Annotated in this window: 18 protein-coding genes; 15 read left to right on the top strand and 3 right to left on the bottom strand. The window is 48.3% G+C overall.

Features of this window, described 5'->3' with window-relative positions; all coding sequences use genetic code 11:
- Window positions 1-6: 6 nt before the first annotated feature.
- From fliM to flhB, 7 genes are read left to right on the top strand one after another with little or no spacing between them, the layout of a single operon-like run.
- Window positions 7-1,056 (top strand): flagellar motor switch protein FliM, encoded by a 1,050-nt coding sequence (fliM, locus tag AKJ31_RS12745; RefSeq protein ID WP_053409485.1) that lies wholly within the window; start codon window positions 7-9, stop codon window positions 1,054-1,056.
- Between the two features lie 21 nt (window positions 1,057-1,077).
- Complete coding sequence (fliN, locus tag AKJ31_RS12740; RefSeq protein WP_053409484.1) at window positions 1,078-1,488, top strand: flagellar motor switch protein FliN; 411 nt, start codon at window positions 1,078-1,080, stop codon at window positions 1,486-1,488.
- Window positions 1,489-1,491: 3 nt separating this feature from the next.
- Window positions 1,492-1,908 carry a flagellar biosynthetic protein FliO gene (fliO, locus tag AKJ31_RS12735; RefSeq protein ID WP_053409483.1) on the top strand — a complete coding sequence of 139 codons (417 nt, stop codon included), beginning with the start codon at window positions 1,492-1,494 and terminating at the stop codon, window positions 1,906-1,908.
- Window positions 1,895-2,770 (top strand): flagellar type III secretion system pore protein FliP, encoded by an 876-nt coding sequence (gene fliP / locus AKJ31_RS12730; RefSeq protein ID WP_053409482.1) that lies wholly within the window; start codon window positions 1,895-1,897, stop codon window positions 2,768-2,770. Before fliO ends, fliP begins: the two co-directional genes overlap by 14 nt.
- 12 nt (window positions 2,771-2,782) lie before the next feature.
- A complete protein-coding gene (fliQ, locus tag AKJ31_RS12725; protein ID WP_053409481.1) occupies window positions 2,783-3,052 on the top strand; it encodes a flagellar biosynthesis protein FliQ in 270 nt (89 codons plus the stop codon).
- A 3-nt stretch (window positions 3,053-3,055) separates the two neighbouring features.
- Window positions 3,056-3,838: a flagellar biosynthetic protein FliR gene (gene fliR / locus AKJ31_RS12720; protein WP_053409480.1), complete on the top strand. Its 783-nt coding sequence runs from the start codon at window positions 3,056-3,058 to the stop codon at window positions 3,836-3,838.
- 14 nt (window positions 3,839-3,852) lie between these two features.
- A complete protein-coding gene (gene flhB, locus AKJ31_RS12715) occupies window positions 3,853-4,983 on the top strand; it encodes a flagellar biosynthesis protein FlhB (protein ID WP_053409479.1) in 1,131 nt (376 codons plus the stop codon).
- Between the two features lie 19 nt (window positions 4,984-5,002).
- Here flhB and smrB read toward each other — a convergent pair whose 3' ends face one another.
- Window positions 5,003-5,533 carry an endonuclease SmrB gene (gene smrB, locus AKJ31_RS12710; protein WP_053409478.1) on the bottom strand — a complete coding sequence of 177 codons (531 nt, stop codon included), beginning with the start codon at window positions 5,531-5,533 and terminating at the stop codon, window positions 5,003-5,005.
- Window positions 5,534-5,596: 63 nt separating this feature from the next.
- Between smrB and prmB the strand changes: the two genes are divergently transcribed.
- On the top strand, window positions 5,597-6,529 hold the full coding sequence (prmB, locus tag AKJ31_RS12705; RefSeq protein ID WP_053409477.1) for a 50S ribosomal protein L3 N(5)-glutamine methyltransferase: 933 nt from the start codon (window positions 5,597-5,599) through the stop codon (window positions 6,527-6,529).
- 187 nt (window positions 6,530-6,716) lie between these two features.
- Window positions 6,717-7,802, top strand: coding sequence for a chorismate synthase (gene aroC, locus AKJ31_RS12700; protein ID WP_053409476.1), 1,086 nt, complete (start codon window positions 6,717-6,719; stop codon window positions 7,800-7,802).
- A 62-nt stretch (window positions 7,803-7,864) separates the two neighbouring features.
- Here aroC and AKJ31_RS12695 read toward each other — a convergent pair whose 3' ends face one another.
- Complete coding sequence (locus tag AKJ31_RS12695; protein ID WP_053409475.1) at window positions 7,865-8,488, bottom strand: trimeric intracellular cation channel family protein; 624 nt, start codon at window positions 8,486-8,488, stop codon at window positions 7,865-7,867.
- Window positions 8,489-8,710: 222 nt separating this feature from the next.
- Between AKJ31_RS12695 and AKJ31_RS12690 the strand changes: the two genes are divergently transcribed.
- Both AKJ31_RS12690 and AKJ31_RS12685 read left to right on the top strand, forming a co-directional pair.
- Window positions 8,711-9,241 (top strand): elongation factor P hydroxylase, encoded by a 531-nt coding sequence (locus AKJ31_RS12690; RefSeq protein WP_053409474.1) that lies wholly within the window; start codon window positions 8,711-8,713, stop codon window positions 9,239-9,241.
- Between the two features lie 110 nt (window positions 9,242-9,351).
- Window positions 9,352-9,615, top strand: coding sequence for a YfcL family protein (locus tag AKJ31_RS12685; protein WP_053409473.1), 264 nt, complete (start codon window positions 9,352-9,354; stop codon window positions 9,613-9,615).
- Window positions 9,616-9,681: 66 nt separating this feature from the next.
- Here the strand turns inward: AKJ31_RS12685 and mnmC are convergent, their stop codons facing one another.
- A complete protein-coding gene (mnmC, locus tag AKJ31_RS12680; protein WP_053409472.1) occupies window positions 9,682-11,700 on the bottom strand; it encodes a bifunctional tRNA (5-methylaminomethyl-2-thiouridine)(34)-methyltransferase MnmC2/FAD-dependent 5-carboxymethylaminomethyl-2-thiouridine(34) oxidoreductase MnmC1 in 2,019 nt (672 codons plus the stop codon).
- A 128-nt stretch (window positions 11,701-11,828) separates the two neighbouring features.
- Here mnmC and fabB point away from each other — a divergent pair, with 128 nt between their 5' ends.
- The 4 genes from fabB to AKJ31_RS12660 form a co-directional block, all read left to right on the top strand.
- Window positions 11,829-13,040 carry a beta-ketoacyl-ACP synthase I gene (fabB, locus tag AKJ31_RS12675; RefSeq protein ID WP_053409471.1) on the top strand — a complete coding sequence of 404 codons (1,212 nt, stop codon included), beginning with the start codon at window positions 11,829-11,831 and terminating at the stop codon, window positions 13,038-13,040.
- A gap of 253 nt (window positions 13,041-13,293) precedes the next feature.
- Window positions 13,294-14,427, top strand: coding sequence for a 4-phosphoerythronate dehydrogenase (locus tag AKJ31_RS12670; protein WP_053409470.1), 1,134 nt, complete (start codon window positions 13,294-13,296; stop codon window positions 14,425-14,427).
- Window positions 14,424-15,437, top strand: coding sequence for an aspartate-semialdehyde dehydrogenase (locus tag AKJ31_RS12665; RefSeq protein ID WP_053409469.1), 1,014 nt, complete (start codon window positions 14,424-14,426; stop codon window positions 15,435-15,437). Before AKJ31_RS12670 ends, AKJ31_RS12665 begins: the two co-directional genes overlap by 4 nt.
- Before the next feature lie 200 nt (window positions 15,438-15,637).
- The coding region (locus tag AKJ31_RS12660; protein ID WP_281173352.1) for a FimV/HubP family polar landmark protein at window positions 15,638-17,814 on the top strand (2,177 nt) is incomplete at its 3' end.

The following is a 17,814-nucleotide window of genomic DNA, read 5'->3' as shown; positions in this document are numbered from 1 at the left end:
TGAATCGTGACTGATCTATTAAGCCAAGATGAAATCGATGCGTTGCTCCACGGCGTAGATGATGTCGATGAAATCGAAGACGAAATTGAAACGGAAGGTAATTCTGCCGTAGATTTCGACTTCTCATCGCAAGACCGCATTGTTCGTGGTCGCATGCCTACGCTGGAGTTGATCAACGAACGTTTTGCGCGTCACTTGCGTATCAGCTTGTTTAACATGCTGCGCAAAACCGCTGAAGTGTCGATCAATGGCGTACAGATGATGAAGTTTGGTGAATACCAAAATACCCTCTACGTCCCAACCAGTCTTAACATGGTGCGTTTCAGACCGTTAAAAGGTACGGCACTGATCACTATGGAAGCGCGTTTGGTATTCATCTTAGTTGAAAACTTCTTTGGCGGTGATGGCCGTTTCCATGCACGTATTGAAGGTCGCGAGTTTACCCCAACCGAGCGACGCATTGTGCAGCTACTGCTGAAGATCGTCTTTGAAGACTATAAAGAAGCTTGGTCGCCAGTCATGGGCGTTGAGTTCGAGTATCTCGACTCGGAAGTGAACCCAAGTATGGCGAACATTGTCAGCCCAACCGAAGTCATTGTCGTGAGTTCATTCCATATCGAAGTCGACGGTGGCGGTGGCGATTTCCACGTTGTGATGCCGTACTCGATGGTTGAGCCGATCCGTGAGCTACTCGATGCGGGTGTCCAGTCGGATAAGATGGAAACTGACGTTCGCTGGAGCACGGCACTGCGCGAAGAGATCATGGACGTGCCAGTGAACTGTCGTGTTGATTTGCTCGAACAAGATATCTCTTTGCGTGACTTAATGGAACTAAGACCGGGCGACATTATTCCGGTAAATATGCCTGAACACGCCGTGATGTTTGTGGAAGACTTACCGACGTTCCGAGTGAAAATGGGACGTTCTGGTGACCACATTGCGGTTCAGGTCTCAGAGAAAATTAGACGACCAGATGTGGTCAAAACCGACATCGCCTTCCTAGGCAAAGACGTTATCTCAGAACTTGAAGATGACGAAGGCGATCTCGACGATTAATCAGAATTGTAGGTATTAAATATGGCAACAAGTGATGACCAAAAACTCGCTGACGAATGGGCAGCTGCGTTAGGTGAAGATCCGAATGCGCCAGATGTCGACGTCGATGAAGTAATGTCTGCTCAACTTGATGAGCTAAAAGACACCTCTTCACCGATTTCTGACGACGAGCGCCGTAAGCTCGATACGATTCTGGACATTCCGGTGACTATCTCAATGGAAGTCGGCCGTTCGCAAATCAGTATTCGTAACTTACTGCAACTGAACCAAGGTTCGGTAGTGGAGCTAGAGCGCCTCGCGGGTGAGTCTCTAGACGTATTGGTTAACGGTACGCTCATTGCGCATGGCGAAGTGGTTGTGGTGAACGATAAGTTCGGTATCCGTCTCACTGACGTTATTAGCCAGACAGAACGTATTAAAAAGCTAAGGTAGAGTATGGCTCATCAAGTAAATGGGTACTTACTCTGCGCTCTGACGCTGTTCTCAACTTCTGCATTGGCAGCGACTCCGACTAGCCAACTTGACTGGGCGACCACTTTTGGGTCGCTTTTGTTCGTTATTGCGTTCATTTTGTTTTTGGCCTGGGTGCTAAAACGCATGAAGATCCCTTCATTTGGTAACCAACAAGGTTTAAGTGTGGTTCGCCAAATCGCGGTCGGCAGTAAAGAGCGCATCATGATTGTTCAAGCAGGGGAAGAACAGTTTTTGGTTGGTGTCACCGCGCACTCAATCCAACTGATATCCAAACTGGATAAACCTTTGTCTCAGGAGGAGCTGAACCAGTCGACATTAGCGTCCAGCCCATTTGCTAATCAATTGACTCAGCTGTTGAAAAAGAATGATAAGAACTAGCCGATTTTCAGCTCTTTTACTCACATTTGCTCTTGCACTGCTTTCGACATTCACTTTTGCGCAAGAAGAGATAGAGACGCCTATTCCAGCCAATACCGCGCCAGCCGAATCGGTCACCGTGTCTGCGATGGATAGAGCCGAAGCCAACGCTCGTACTATTTCTACTGGGATGGTCACCGGTGGTGGTGGCGGTATCCCAGCGCTGACCATGACCACTAACCCAGATGGCAGTGAAGACTACTCGGTAAACCTGCAGATTTTGGCGCTGATGACCATGCTGGGCTTTTTGCCTGCGATGGTCATTTTGATGACTTCGTTCACTCGAATCGTGGTGGTGATGTCGATTTTGCGTCAGGCGATGGGTTTGCAACAAACGCCGTCAAACCAAGTCATTATTGGTATCGCGATCTTTTTGACCTTCTTCATTATGTCGCCGGTGCTAAATAAGATTAACGATCAGGCGATCCAGCCCTACATCAACGAACAAATTTCGGCGCGGCAGGCATTTGACCTTGCCCAGGTTCCGATGAAAGACTTTATGCTCAAGCAGACCCGAGTCAAAGACCTAGAAACCTTCGTGAATATCTCAGGTTCAACCGCCACCGCGCCAGAAGACGTTTCTATGGCGGTGTTGATTCCTGCGTTTATTACCTCGGAGCTAAAAACCGCGTTCCAGATTGGCTTTATGCTGTTCTTACCGTTTTTGATTATCGACTTGGTGGTGGCGTCGGTTCTGATGGCGATGGGTATGATGATGCTATCGCCAATGATCGTATCGCTGCCGTTTAAGTTGATGTTATTTGTGCTCGTTGATGGTTGGAACTTAATTCTCTCCACCTTAGCCGGCAGTTTTGCCTTGTAGCGGGAGGAAACGATGACTCCTGAAATGTTTGTCGAACTGTTTAGAGACGCGCTGTGGATGGTGCTGATCATGGTGTGTGCCATTATCATTCCCAGCCTGCTTATCGGTTTGGTGGTGGCAATCTTCCAAGCCGCAACGTCGATCAACGAACAGACCTTGAGTTTTTTACCGCGTTTGATCGTTACGCTGCTGGCGTTGATGCTGTTCGCCCACTGGATGACGCAAATCCTGATGGAGTTTTTCTTCTCCATGGTTGAGCGTTTGCCACAAGTGCTCTATTAGCCTATGGAATATCCGGCTAGCCTCATACTTGACTGGATCGCCAATTACTTTTGGCCGTATACCCGTATCGCAGCGATGTTGATGGTGATGTCGGTGACCGGTGCGCGTTTTGTTTCCACTCGGGTGCGACTCTACTTAGGTCTAGCGATCACGTTCGCGGTGATGCCAGCAATCCCTGCGGTTCCAGACAATATCGAATTACTTTCGTTTGCCGGATTTATGACCTTGCTTGAGCAGGTCATCATCGGTGTCGCGATGGGTACCGTTACCCAATTTATGATCCAGACATTTGTTATTCTCGGTCAGATCTTGGGTATGCAGTCGAGTTTGGGTTTTGCTTCGATGGTGGACCCGGCAAACGGACAAAACACGCCATTGCTCGGTCAACTGTTTATGTTTCTCGCCACTATGTTCTTTTTGGCCACTGATGGCCATTTGAAGATGATCATGCTAGTGGTGATGAGTTTTAAATCTCTGCCAATCGGGACTGGCGCGCTGACTAACGTCGATTTTCGTGAGCTGGCGCTGTGGTTGGGAACCATGTTTAAGGTGGCACTGAGTATGTCGTTGTCCGGCATTATCGCGCTGCTGACGATTAACCTTTCCTTTGGTGTAATGACGCGTGCCGCGCCTCAGCTCAATATTTTTTCCCTTGGTTTTGCCTTTGCCTTGATCGTGGGTTTGTTGCTGTGTTGGTACATTCTTGGCGGCTTGTTTAATCACTATGAGCTATTCTGGCTACAGGGTGAGGCGCAGATTTGTAGCCTTATCCGGTTGAACTGTTAAGTTAGGAGACTGAATTGGCAGAATCAGACGGTCAAGAACGCACCGAAGACGCCACGCCCAAGCGCTTGCAACAGGCCCGTGAAAAAGGGCAGGTTGCAAGGTCAAAAGAGTTAGCGTCGGTATCGGTCTTAGTGGTTGGTTCTATCGCCTTAATGTGGTTTGGTGAGAGCCTTGCACGCGCCTTGTATACCATTATGGGCCGCTTGTTCAGCCTATCGCGCGAAGAGATATTTGACCTACCAAAGCTGATGGATATCGCGTTAGGCTCACTCTCCAGTCTAATTGCTCCGCTGATTCTGATCCTGGTTACCTTGTTTGTCGCTGCGGTCGCTGGCGCGGCTGGAGTCGGTGGGATCAGCTTTTCTGCCGAAGCGGCGATGCCGAAACTGTCGAAAATGAACCCGCTCAGCGGCCTGAAACGCATGGTTGGTATGCAGAGTTGGGTGGAGCTGATCAAATCAATTCTTAAAGTCACTCTAGTGTCTGGTATGGCGTTTTACCTGATTAACGCTGCCAAACAGGACTTGTTCCAGCTCAGCTTAGATGTGTTTCCGCAAAACATCTTCCACGCCTTAGATATCCTGCTTAATTTTATCCTGTTGATCAGTTGCTCACTGCTGATCGTCGTCGCTATCGATATTCCGTTCCAGATCTGGCAACACGCCAATCAACTTAAAATGACCAAGCAAGAGGTCAAAGATGAGTACAAAGAGACGGAAGGTAAGCCGGAGGTAAAAGGCCGGATTCGTATGTTGCAGCGTGAAGCGGCGCAGCGGCGAATGATGGCGGAAGTACCTCAAGCGGACGTGATTGTCACCAACCCGGAGCACTTCTCGGTCGCACTGCGTTATAAGCAGAACTCTGATCGCGCACCGATTGTGGTCGCCAAAGGTACTGACCATATGGCGCTCAAGATCCGTGAAATAGCCCGCGAGCACGATATCTATGTGATTCCAGCACCACCGCTCGCGCGTGCGCTTTACCACTCAACGGAACTGGAGCAGGAGATCCCAGACGGCCTGTTTACTGCGGTAGCGCAAGTGCTGGCTTATGTTTTCCAGCTTAAACAGTACCGCAAACGGGGCGGGCAGAGACCAAACCTCAAAACGTCTGAACTGCCGATCCCGCCAGATTTACGTAAGTAACGGAAGCGACTGGCTCGAGTTACTTCTCAGGAATCGACAGCAGTACGAGTAGCGCGCCATCACCGCCAAATTCTAACGGAGCTTGGTGGAAAGCCATCACGTCTGGGTGCTGTGCGAGCCAGAGCGGGGCTTTCTGTTTGAGGATATGTTTGCCGATGCCGTGTTGAACGCAGGCACAGGCGATTTCGTTCTTAATGCAGTACGCAATCATCGCACCGAGTTCGCGTTTGGCTTCTAACTGAGTCATGCCGTGCATATCAAGAAACACGTCCGGTACATACACACCACGTCTTAGACGTTTGACCTCATATTGGGAAACATCATCACGCGCATAGCGGGTCGGGCCATCTTCGCTCAGTAAAGGTACAAACTCATCTGAGAAGTAAAATTCACTGTCGCTTGCTTCTCGCGCATCTCGCTTGATTTCTTTTTGCTTAGTGTTTCTTTTTGGTTGCTGGACTATGGTATCCTGTTGCAACTTTTTTACGCCTTGTACTGCATCCCTGAAAAGGGCGAATTCGTCATCGATGTCGGTGTCTTTTTTGCTCATCGGGTTTATAAATACGTATATCAAATGTTATTGGCAGTATTGTAGCGCTTTTCGGAGGCAATTTTGGATAAGATTTTTGTAGAAGAAGCGGTATCAGAACTTCACACGCTTCAAGATATGATTCGTTGGACAGTGAGCCGTTTCAACGCCGCGAACCTATTTTATGGTCACGGCACTGATAACGCATGGGATGAAGCGGTGCAACTCATCTTGCCTACGCTGTACCTGCCAATCGATGTGCCTCCGCATGTAATGAACTCACGCTTAACCACCAGTGAGCGTATGCGTATTGTTGAGCGCGTGGTAAAACGCATCAATGAGCGCACTCCAACCGCCTACCTGACTAACAAAGCGTGGTTCTGTGGTCTTGAGTTTTTTGTTGACGAACGTGTACTTGTGCCACGTTCTCCAATCGGTGAACTTATCCAAGCAGAATTCCAACCTTGGTTGGTTGAAGAGCCAGTGCGCATTATGGACCTATGTACTGGTAGCGGCTGTATTGCGATTGCATGTGCGTATGCGTTCCCTGACGCTGAAGTCGATGCGATTGATATTTCAACCGACGCGCTGCAAGTGGCTGAACAAAACGTTCAGGACCACGGTATGGAGCAGCAGGTGTTCCCAATTCGCTCTGACCTGTTCCGCGATTTACCAAAAGAAAAATACAACCTAATCGTATCTAACCCGCCATACGTGGACCAAGAAGATATGAACAGCCTGCCAGATGAGTTTACTCACGAGCCGGAGCTAGGTTTAGCAGCAGGTACAGACGGTCTGAAACTGGTTCGCCGTATTTTAGCTAACGCACCGGACTACTTGACTGACAACGGTATTCTTATCTGTGAAGTCGGCAACTCGATGGTTCACATGATGGAGCAATACCCGCAGATTCCATTTACGTGGATTGAGTTCGAAAACGGCGGCCACGGTGTATTTATGCTCACGCGTGAGCAAATGCTTGAACACGCAGAAGAATTCTCTCTCTACAAAGACTAATAAAGTCTCGTAAAGCTGAATGAACAACAACGCTAAGTCGCAAGGCTTAGCGTTTTTTTATTCTAAAAGGAAAGCAAAATAGTTCCACTTTAGGGGTTTACATCAAACCGTAATAAAGACACTATGAATTTACGAACAATTGACGTGTAAAGCTCAATTTACGGAGCAAATAAAATTTGAGGAAGTAATGGCAGGAAACAGTATCGGACAACATTTCCGAGTCACCACATTCGGGGAGAGTCACGGTATCGCACTAGGATGTATCGTCGACGGATGCCCTCCAGGCTTGGAAATTACAGAAGCAGATATTCAAATCGATTTGGACCGTCGTCGTCCGGGCACTTCTCGCTATACCACTCAGCGTCGTGAACCTGATGAAGTGAAAATTCTCTCTGGCGTGTTTGAAGGTAAAACCACGGGTACTTCTATCGGTCTGCTGATTGAAAATACAGACCAGCGCTCGAAAGACTATTCTGAGATCAAAGATAAGTTCCGTCCGGGACACGCTGATTACACTTACCACCAAAAATACGGTATTCGTGATTATCGAGGTGGCGGTCGTTCGTCAGCTCGTGAAACCGCGATGCGTGTTGCGGCTGGATCGATTGCGAAGAAATACCTAAAGCAGGAATTTGGTGTCGAAATTCGTGCTTACCTGTCACAAATGGGTGACGTATCGATTGATAAAGTCGACTGGGATGAAATCGAGAACAACGCGTTCTTCTGTCCAGATGCCGATAAAGTCGATGCGTTCGACCAACTGATCCGTGACCTGAAAAAGCAAGGTGATTCGATTGGTGCCAAGCTACAGGTTGTTGCGACTAACGTGCCTGTTGGTCTTGGCGAGCCAGTCTTTGACCGTTTAGACGCTGATATTGCCCACGCGCTGATGAGCATCAACGCGGTGAAAGGGGTGGAGATTGGTGACGGTTTTGATGTTGTAAGCCAAAAAGGCAGCCAACACCGTGATACGCTTAACCCTGATGGGTTTGGCAGTAACCACGCCGGCGGTATCTTGGGTGGCATCTCTACTGGGCAAGATGTCGTCGCTAACATTGCGTTGAAACCGACATCGAGTATTACGGTTCCGGGTGACACCATCACCAAACAAGGTGAGCCGACTCAGCTAATTACCAAAGGCCGTCACGACCCTTGTGTGGGCATTCGTGCGGTGCCAATTGCAGAAGCAATGTTGGCGATTGTGCTGATGGATCACTTGCTGCGTCATCGCGGTCAAAATCACGGCGTCACAACCGAAACCCCGCAGATTTAATCGCATAACAAAAAACGCCAATCAAATGATTGGCGTTTTTTCTATCTGCATCTATTCAGCAATTAGTGGAGCGAGTTTTCTGCTTCCAACTGGAATGACGGTAAACGCCATTTGAATCTTACCGCAGCCATGCGCAGCATGTAACCCACGACGAGTGTCACGATGGTTGAGGTTACATCGTTGATGCCAAATTCAAGTAATGCTAGGTACAGCGCAGACGCAACTAATGCGATCGACGCGTAAAGCTCCTCGTGCAGTACCAGCGGCGTCTGACGACAAATTAAGTCGCGCAACAGACCACCAAAAACACCAGTGACTAGTGCTGACACCATGCAGATACCAGGGTGCAGTCCCATGCCTAACGCCACTTTGGTACCGATGATACTAAATACAATCAAACCCAGCGCATCAAGGCGAATAAACAGGCCTTTTAATTTAATCACCCATTTCGCCAAGCCAGTTGTCAGTACGCCCGCGACACAAGTGATGGCGAGGAACTCAGGATTTTCCACCCAGCCCAACGGGTAATGCCCCAATAGAATGTCACGAACCGTACCACCACCGATTGCCGTTGCACTAGCGACCAGCATTACGCCAAACCAGTCCATTTTTCTGCGCCCTGCGCTCAATGCACCCGTCATCGCTTCAGCGGTAATACCAATGATATATAAGACACTTAACAGCATAGCCATATCTCAAATTTGTGAAGCCGTTATAAGGCGGCGGTATCATATAATGAATGCGTGAGTGTATTAGGAAATGTGATCTGTGACGAATGAGATTTTGTGGGGGTGAAAACGTTTGACTTATAACTATTTCTAATGTCACTAAGCTAGTGTTCAAATTTGCATTTATCCACAAAAATAGTGAGAATGCCCCCGCAGTATATAAGCTTTCGATGATTTAGCATGAGCCACGCTTACCAAGACCTGATTAAGATTTTTAATGACACCTTCTTTGCCGAGTACAACACCAAGTTGGAATTAGGCAACGATGAGCCTATCTATTTACCTGCTGACGACGCAGTGCCTTACCACCGAATTGTTTTTGCTCGTGGGTTTTACGCATCTGCGATGCATGAGATTGCGCACTGGTGTGTGGCTGGGCCACAACGTCGCTTGTTAGAAGACTTCGGTTATTGGTATGAGCCGGACGGGCGTACCGAGCAAGTGCAGGCGGAATTCGAAAAAGTTGAAATCAGGCCGCAAGCGTATGAATGGATTTTGTCGTTAAGTGCGGGTTTTCCGTTTACGGTAAGTTGCGACAACCTCAATGGCGATTTTGAACCAGACCGACTCGCTTTTATGGCAAAAGTGCATCAAGAAGTGGTGCGCATTTTTGAACAGGGGATTCCACCGCGTGTGGAGCAGCTTTCTCAAGCGCTGCGTGAGTTTTACCAAGTTCCCGAATTACAGCTTTGCCAATTTGAAGTGAAGTAGCGACTGCTACGTAAATAGTTTGCGACTCGGTAGTATTTGCGTTCACTTTGTCAATATGAGAAGCTCGGCGCTGATTTCAAAACGCAAACTGATTTAGGCGAAAAGCAACAATGATTATTGAATTTGAAGAGAAGCTACTTGAGCTGATTGATGCACGTATTTCTAGCGCGTCTGATGATGAACTCTTTGCTGGTGGTTACTTACGTGGTCATATTTCGCTGTCAGCTGCGTCGTGCGAAGAAGAAGGCATTAACGATGTGGAAGAACTAAAAGCTCGTATCCAATCTAGCCTTGACCAAGCGCGCTCTGAGCTTAGCCCAGCAGACCGTACTATCGTCAATGACCTTTGGACTGACCTTGCCAATCAAGCGTAATTCCAATACCGATTGATAATAAAAAACGCCTCGATTGAGGCGTTTTTTATTGCGTATTATTTATCGTTATAGCTCGGTGATCGCTTTGCCTTTACGCAATTTACGCACCCACATTCGGCTTGGGTGAAGCTGCTCTAATACATCAACGGGTAGCGGTAGTGGGTCTCCGCAGATTTGCGAAGCCAGTGTTTCCGCTAGCAGAGGTGCGGAACTCAAACCGCGAGAGCCTAGCCCTAACATACAAAATAGATTTGGGTAGTGTGGTACGGTCGCCGCGTCTTGTTCAGTAGAGGTTTGAAGACCCTTGTAGACCGCTTTCGTTTCTTCTAATGCTCCCACATTACCGACGAAAGGCAGATGGTCACGGCTAACGCAGCGAATCCCTTGACGAGACTGATTACCAGACGTATCCACTTGCTCAGGCCAAGCTTGATTTGGAATACATTTACGCAGCTTATCACCGTTGTCTTGCTGCGCCGCAGGATCAAACTCGTAGTCGAGATGATTGCGGTCGTAGCTGGCACCAATGCAATGCTGGCCGTTGTTTGGGTTCACCGGTGTCATATAGCCGTCGTAACAAAGTACGGTTTTCAGTTGGTTCAGTGTTTCCGTGGTCGGAATGTGGCTGACTTGACCTTTAACCTGGCCGAGCGGGATATCAGCAGTTTGCACGATATCGCCAAACTGGTGGCCGTTAGCGACAACGACCGTATCGTGTTCAAAACGCTGACCGTTCGCTGTCACGTGCCAAGTTTGTTTGTCATTATCCCAGTCCAGCTTTTCTACTTTGCTGTTGAAGTTTGCGGTGAACAACGGGTTTTGCTGCAGCGACGTAATTAATCCTTGAGTCAGTTGTGCAGGGCAAAGCCAACCGCCTAACGGGTAGTGGATACTGGCTTGGTCGATCGGTAAGCCAATTTTTTGACTGGTTTCTTCAGCGCTGAGTTTTGTCATCAATTCAGCCGCAAAGTTGCCTTGCAGCATCTTTTCTAGCTTGACTTGCGCTTTTTCATCCCACATTAGTTGGGTGACGCCACACCAATCATGATCAAACTCGACTGACTCAGCCGCTTGGTCGACAAATTGGCGAGCAAACAGAAACGCTGGGGCAAAAACACGCGAGACATTACTGTGCGAACCGTTAAGCAGTGGATACACCGCGCCTTGTCGGTTACCTGATGCGCCTTGTGCGGCTTGTTCGTCTTGGCAATACAAGGTCACACGTTTACCGCGACGTAACAGTGTTTTAGCCAATGTCGCACTGGCGATGCCGCCACCCACGATAGCGATTGATTCCGTAGAAGCGCTGCCTGTACGGGCAAACCAAGGCTTAACGTTGCCATGAGCGTGACGCTCTTTAAGTGCTCCGGCGATCATGTCACGTTTAGTACCAAAGCCTTTGACCTTTTTCATCTCGAATCCGGCGTCAATCAGGCCTCGGCGTACAAAGCCTGCTGCGGTAAACGTCGCACACGTGCAGTCAACCTTGGCCAGTTTCGCCATGCCGTTAAACAGCTCTTGATTCCACATTTCAGGGTTTTTGCTCGGCGCGAATCCATCGAGGAACCAAGCATCGATGATGCCTTGTTCAGCCACCGGCACTTTCGGCATGCAATCTTTAATGTCGCCAAACCAAAGATCCAGCGTCACCGCGCCATCTTCCAACACAATACGATGACACTCTGGCACCGCGATAGGGTAGTGCTGCTGCAGTTTTTGCGCGTACTCGGCCAGCTCTGGCCACGCTTGGTGCGCTTTAATTAAGTCGTCTTTGCTCAGCGGGTATTTTTCAAAGCTGATGAAATGCAGCTCTTTTAGTGCAGCGTCAGGGTTCTCTTGTCTAAACTGATTGAACCATTGCCACACCGCGAGAAAGTTAAGCCCGGTGCCAAAGCCAGTTTCTCCGATAACAAAGCGGCGCTCGTCATAATCCTGCCATCTCTGTGGGAGATGATTTTGTCCAAGGAATACGTAACGTGTTTCTTCTAAACCGTTTACGTTTGAGAAATAGACGTCATCAAACTGGTCAGAAACGGGTGTGCCTGCGTCATTCCAGCCAAGTTGTGCATTGGTAATCGAAGTCATAATGTCAGAATTTGTGTGATTAGAGCGATAAACTGGGAGCGATTGTACGGATTTATGGGAAAGCTGACCACTTTTGTGCTGTAACTTAGTTATTATCTAGCGGAACTTAGAATTATAGGAATGTCATAATGAAACGTGTCGTAATCACCGGTATGGGTATTGTTTCGAGTATCGGTAACAACGTCGAAGAAGTTTTAGCGTCTCTAAAAGAAGGTAAATCTGGTATCACTGCGTCTGAGCAGTTCAAAGAGAAAGGTCTTCGTTCTCAGGTTTGGGGTGATCTAAAAATCAACCCAGCAGAACATATTGACCGTAAACAGATGCGCTTTATGGGTGATGCGGCTGCGTATGCATACCTATCTATGGAGCAAGCAATTGCAGACGCAGGTCTAACTGAAGAGCAAGTGTCTAACGACCGTACTGGTATTGTTGCGGGTTCTGGTGGTGCTTCTGCGCTAAACCAAACGGTTGCAACTGACATCATGCGTGAGAAAGGCGTAAAACGTGTGGGCCCTTACATGGTTCCTCGTACTATGTCTTCAACTGTATCTGCTTGTTTGGCGACGCCATTCAAAATCCGTGGTGTGAACTACTCAATGAGCTCTGCATGTGCAACATCTGCACACTGTATTGGTCACGCAATGGAACTTATCCAACTGGGTAAACAAGACATCGTATTCGCTGGTGGTGGTGAAGAGCTAGACTGGTCTCAAACTATGATGTTTGATGCGATGGGCGCACTATCAACCAAGTACAACGACACTCCAGAAAAAGCATCACGTACTTACGATGCAGCTCGTGACGGTTTCGTTATCTCTGGCGGCGGCGGCATGCTGGTGGTTGAAGAGCTTGAGCACGCATTGGCTCGTGGCGCGAAAATCTACGGCGAGATCGTTGGCTACGGCGCAACTTCAGATGGTTACGACATGGTAGCGCCATCTGGTGAAGGTGCGGTTCGTTGTATGAAGATGGCAATGCAAGACGTTGACGGTGTGGACTACGTAAACACTCACGGCACGTCAACACCAGTGGGTGATGTGAAAGAGTTAGGCGCTATCCAAGAACTCTTTGGTGACAACAGCCCAGCAATTTCTGCAACTAAAGCGATGACTGGTCACGCGCTAGGTGCGGCAGGTGTTCACGAAGCCATCTACTCAACGCTAATGCTAGACAACGGTTTCATTGCGCCAAGTATTAATATCGAGAATCTAGACGAAGCAGCACAAGGTCTGGATATCGTTACTGAAGCTCGTGAAGTAGAATTGAACACTGTTATGTCAAACAGCTTTGGTTTTGGTGGTACAAACGCAACTCTAGTAATCAAAAAGTACCAAGGCTAACTGAATTTGCCGAGCTCTGTCTTGGCAAAACAGTTTCCAGAGCTGACTAACTCTATTGAGATTAGTCGAACAGACGCAGACTCTGACCCATGGAGAGCGGGTTAGGATCCTTTTGTTCTGGAACTTTGCCCGGCAATTTGCCGGGCATTTTTCTTTCTAAGCCGTGTTTATCTCGACAGGCTCTCTACTTTTCTGCACAATCGCTTTTATTCTCATTTCACAGATAACGACAGGTAAGTCGCACACTCACGCCATGAAAATCCTAATCGACGAAAATATGCCTTATGCCGAACAACTGTTTAGCCAACTTGGTGACGTTGTTCTTAAATCGGGTCGCACGCTCACCGCTGATGACTTAGTGGATGTTGACGCTCTGATGATTCGCTCTGTCACCAAAGTCAACGCGGCGCTGATCGCCAAAGCGAATAAATTGAAATTTGTCGGTACTGCTACGGCGGGGATGGACCACGTTGATCAAGCACTATTGAAAGAGAAAGGTATTTTCTTTACCGCTGCTCCGGGCTGTAACAAGGTCGGTGTCGCCGAGTACGCTTTCAGCGTCATGATGGTGCTGGCTCAGCAGCACGGCTTCTCGGTGTTTGATAAAACCGTTGGGATCATCGGGGCAGGGCAAGTCGGTAGTTATCTGCAGCAATGTTTGGAAGGAATCGGCATCAAGGTGCTGATTAACGATCCACCGAAGCAAGAACAAGGCGATAGCCGAACGTTTACACCGCTTGATACTTTGATTGAGCAAGCGGATATTATCACGCTGCACACTCCTATCACCCGTGATGGTGAACATCCGACTCATCACATGTTTGATGAAGCGCGCCTCAACTCTCTTCGCGGTGACCAGATTTTGATTAATGCGGCACGCGGGCCGATCGTTGATAACACGGCGCTAAAGGCAAGGCTGTTGAAAAATGATGGCTTTATTGCGGCGCTAGATGTGTTTGAATTCGAGCCAGAGGTTGATATGGAGCTTCTGCCTCTGCTAGCATTCGCCACCCCTCACGTCGCCGGTTATGGTCTTGAAGGGAAAGCTCGCGGTACGACGATGATATTCAATAGTTACTGTGAGTTTTTAAATAAAGAATTAAACGCGCATGCCAGTGAGCTGTTGCCAACCGCGCCAGTGCCAAAGTTGGTACTCGACAGAGCGTGGGATGAAGCTACACTGCACACTATCACGCAGCTCATTTATGATGTGCGCAAAGATGACGCATTGTTCCGCCGCGAAATCAGTAAGCCGGGTTCATTTGACCTGATGCGTAAAAACTACTGGGATCGTCGTGAATACAGTGCTGTCACGCTAGTTGGGGATGAGTCTTGTAATCTCTCGCCACTGGCAAAACTAGGTTTTCAGGTTGAGGTAAGTCAATGAGCCAACAATTTAACGTTGCCGTTTTAGGTGCGACCGGTGCGGTCGGTGAAACTATTTTGGAAGTTCTTCAAGAGCGTAAATTCCCTGTGGGTGAGCTATACCTATTGGCGAGCGAACGCAGCGAAGGTAAAACTTACCGCTTTAACGGTAAAACAGTAAAAGTTGAGAACGTAGAGAACTTCGACTGGTCTCAAGTGCATATTGCACTGTTTTCTGCTGGCGGTGAACTGTCTGAAAAGTGGGCGCCAATCGCAGCAGATTCAGGTGTGGTCGTGATCGACAACACCTCACACTTCCGCTACGACTACGACATTCCTTTGGTTGTGCCAGAAGTTAACCCAGAGGCGATTGCAGAGTTTCGCAACCGCAACATCATTGCGAACCCAAACTGCTCAACAATTCAGATGCTGGTTGCATTAAAACCGATCCACGATGCGGTAGGTATTGAGCGTATTAACGTATCGACTTACCAGTCTGTATCAGGTGCAGGTAAATCAGGTATCGACGAGCTAGCAGGCCAAACGGCGAAACTGCTTAACGGTCTTCCAGCGGAAACCAACGAGTTTTCTCAGCAGATCGCGTTTAACTGTATTCCTCAAATCGACAAATTTATGGAAAACGGTTACACCAAAGAAGAAATGAAGATGGTGTGGGAAACGCAAAAAATCTTCAATGACCCATCAATCACGGTTAACCCAACGTGTGTACGAGTGCCAGTATTCTACGGCCACGCAGAAGCGGTTCATGTAGAAACGCGCGCACCTATCGATGCTCAAGAAGTGATTAACTTGCTAGAGCAAACAGAAGGCGTTGAAGTGTTCCACGGTGAAGATTTCCCAACGCAAGTTCGCGATGCTGGCGGTAAAGATAGCGTGATGGTTGGTCGAATCCGTAACGATATTAGCCACCATAGCGGCATTAACTTATGGGTGGTAGCGGACAACGTACGCAAAGGTGCAGCGACCAACGCAGTGCAGATTGCAGAAGTGTTGATTCGCGATTACTACTAATCGCTTACTGATAGCAATATCAAAGCCTCACCGATGTGTGAGGCTTTTTTAATCGTGCAAAGCAAATTTGTGTGAGATTAATGCGATTATGGCGTAAGCCACACATTTTTTGGCTCTATACCTATAGTTTTCACCTCTATATCCGATATATTTAGCAGTTGACCGAATTTCTTTTAATTGAGCACAAAGCTGAGCCTTATATGCGACGACTTCTACAGCGACTACTGTTGCCTTTAGCAATGGTTGCCGTGACTCAAACATCATTTGTAAGCGCAGAGAGCATCCGCCTGAAAGGGCCGAATGGCGAGATCCAGTCATCTCCACAATACTCTGAGCCGCTACTGAATACTTCACGCAGTGCCGAGCCATCCCGCTTTTACGGCCCAACGTCTGGGCAAGAAACTCTCTGGGGTATTGCGTCTAGTCTACGTCCCGACCGCTCGGTATCGATTCAACAGACGTTGTACGCGATCTATCAGCTCAATCCACAGGCTTTTGACGCTCAGAATATCCATGAGCTGATTCCAGGCAGCACACTGCGCATCCCGTCGCTAGAGCAAATCAGCAGTGTTAGTACACAACAAGCCATTCGTGTGATGGATGCGCACCAAGCGCGTCTGCAGCCAGCACCTCAACGTCCGGCTCAGGTGGTAACGCCAACAGTTGAACCTCAGACTGCTCAAGTCGCGGCTCCACAGCCCGTACAACCAGTTGAAAACCAGCAGCCACAACAAGTTGACACTGCGCCAGTATCGCAATCGAATAACGATTTGGCTCAAATCGCCCAACAAGAGAAAGTTCAAGAAACAAAAGCGTTAGAGAAGCAACTCGAGAGCTCAGAAAGCGAGTTAATGGCGCTGGAGGAGAAGAACCTCAAGCTGCGCATGATGTTGGCTCAGGTTCAATCTGAAGTTGATGTCTTAAAAGACGAACTCGGTGACGAAGACCGTATCCGCAATGAAGTGGAAAAACTACTCGAAGCGGAAAGACTGCGTCTTGCTGAAGAGCAAAAAATGGCGCCGTCAGCATTGGATAAACTGCTCTCGAATACTTGGCTGGTAGCTGCACTGGCAATCATTCCTGGCTTGTTAATAGGCGCATTGGTGCTAATGCTGCTTGGTCGCCGTAAACAAGAGCAGGCTCCGCAAGAAGTAGAGCAGCAAACGACGCCGCAAACCGTCGCGCCAGTAGTGGCAGAAACTCTAGACAATGACGTCGATGACGAGTTGATCTTGGATGATGATCTGTTTGGTGAGTCTGAAGACGACGACTTGCTACTCGCAGATGAAGTAGAAGCAGAAGAAAGCGCGCCAGAAGACGATACTGAAGAAGATGTCTTTGCTGGACTAGATGAAGATGAGCTGGACTTAAATCTAGAAGGTGAAGACGGTGAAGATCCATTTGCGGGTATTGATGAAGATGGCGATCTGGATGATGCCTTTACCGAAGTCGATTTAAGCACCAGTGATATCCAAGTCAAAGGTGAAGAAAAAGCGCTTGGGCTTGAAGAAATGGAGCGTGCCTTCGACGAAGTGGTTATCGAAGATGAAAGCGTAAACGAAGGGTTTGACCTGTCTGACTCTGACGATGAGATGATGTCACAAGATGACCTCGATGATCTCCTTGCTCAAGATGTCACTTTGGATGAATCAGACGATGAGTTTGAGCTGGATAAACAAGAGCCATTAGCGGAATCTGAGCAGCTTGAAGACGATTTAGATATCGATAGCTTACTGGCTGAAAACGCCGATTCGTTTGATTTGAGCGACGATGAAGAAACTCAAGCCGTGACGCCAAATGATGATATCGACGACATCTTCGCTATGGTAGAAGCACAGTCTGAAATTGATAGCGAACGCAATCAAGATACTGATGCGACTGACGAAGCGGCTATCGACTTAAGTGATGAGTTTGACGATGCGTTTGATAACAAGTCAGACACAACGGCAGAATCGTCTTTAGACGACGATTCTGCATTTGACGAGCTGATTGGTTTTGAGGAAGACGAAGAACTCAGCGCCGACGATACCAGCTTGTTGGACGAACTGGTTGATGAAGACGAGTTCGACTCCGAATTTAATCTCGACGCTGAACTGGACGAATTGATTGGTGATGATCAAGCCGAGGACGAACTACAGCTTAGTGAAGACAGTACGGATCTACTGGATGAGTTTGTTGACGATAGCGACGCAGATGATATCGGCGACGAGAGCACAGATTTATTCGAAGAACTGCTGGATATTGAGAAGCAAAGCTATGAAGAACCGGAAACCGGTGCAGAAGAAAATTCTGAGCTTGATCCCCTAGCAGTTGTCGATGAACAAACGCTTGACAGCGAACCTGAACTAGAAAATCTTGCAGAAGCAGAAGCAGAAGC

The sequence above is a fragment of the Vibrio hepatarius genome (assembly GCF_001274785.1).
Lineage (GTDB): Bacteria > Pseudomonadota > Gammaproteobacteria > Enterobacterales > Vibrionaceae > Vibrio > Vibrio hepatarius.
Note: the sequence above shows the minus strand (reverse complement) of the source record. Positions and strands in the feature narration are given on the sequence as shown.

Coding starts and splice junctions, on each gene's coding strand:
- AKJ31_RS12685 (WP_053409473.1), top strand. CDS start 9,352: ATGATTATTGAATTTGAAGAGAAGCTACTTGAGCTGATTGATGCACGT.
- fliO (WP_053409483.1), top strand. CDS start 1,492: ATGGCTCATCAAGTAAATGGGTACTTACTCTGCGCTCTGACGCTGTTC.
- smrB (WP_053409478.1), bottom strand. CDS start 5,533: ATGAGCAAAAAAGACACCGACATCGATGACGAATTCGCCCTTTTCAGG.
- aroC (WP_053409476.1), top strand. CDS start 6,717: ATGGCAGGAAACAGTATCGGACAACATTTCCGAGTCACCACATTCGGG.
- fliP (WP_053409482.1), top strand. CDS start 1,895: ATGATAAGAACTAGCCGATTTTCAGCTCTTTTACTCACATTTGCTCTT.
- AKJ31_RS12665 (WP_053409469.1), top strand. CDS start 14,424: ATGAGCCAACAATTTAACGTTGCCGTTTTAGGTGCGACCGGTGCGGTC.
- AKJ31_RS12670 (WP_053409470.1), top strand. CDS start 13,294: ATGAAAATCCTAATCGACGAAAATATGCCTTATGCCGAACAACTGTTT.
- fliQ (WP_053409481.1), top strand. CDS start 2,783: ATGACTCCTGAAATGTTTGTCGAACTGTTTAGAGACGCGCTGTGGATG.
- fliN (WP_053409484.1), top strand. CDS start 1,078: ATGGCAACAAGTGATGACCAAAAACTCGCTGACGAATGGGCAGCTGCG.
- mnmC (WP_053409472.1), bottom strand. CDS start 11,700: ATGACTTCGATTACCAATGCACAACTTGGCTGGAATGACGCAGGCACA.
- fabB (WP_053409471.1), top strand. CDS start 11,829: ATGAAACGTGTCGTAATCACCGGTATGGGTATTGTTTCGAGTATCGGT.
- AKJ31_RS12690 (WP_053409474.1), top strand. CDS start 8,711: ATGAGCCACGCTTACCAAGACCTGATTAAGATTTTTAATGACACCTTC.
- AKJ31_RS12695 (WP_053409475.1), bottom strand. CDS start 8,488: ATGCTGTTAAGTGTCTTATATATCATTGGTATTACCGCTGAAGCGATG.
- fliR (WP_053409480.1), top strand. CDS start 3,056: ATGGAATATCCGGCTAGCCTCATACTTGACTGGATCGCCAATTACTTT.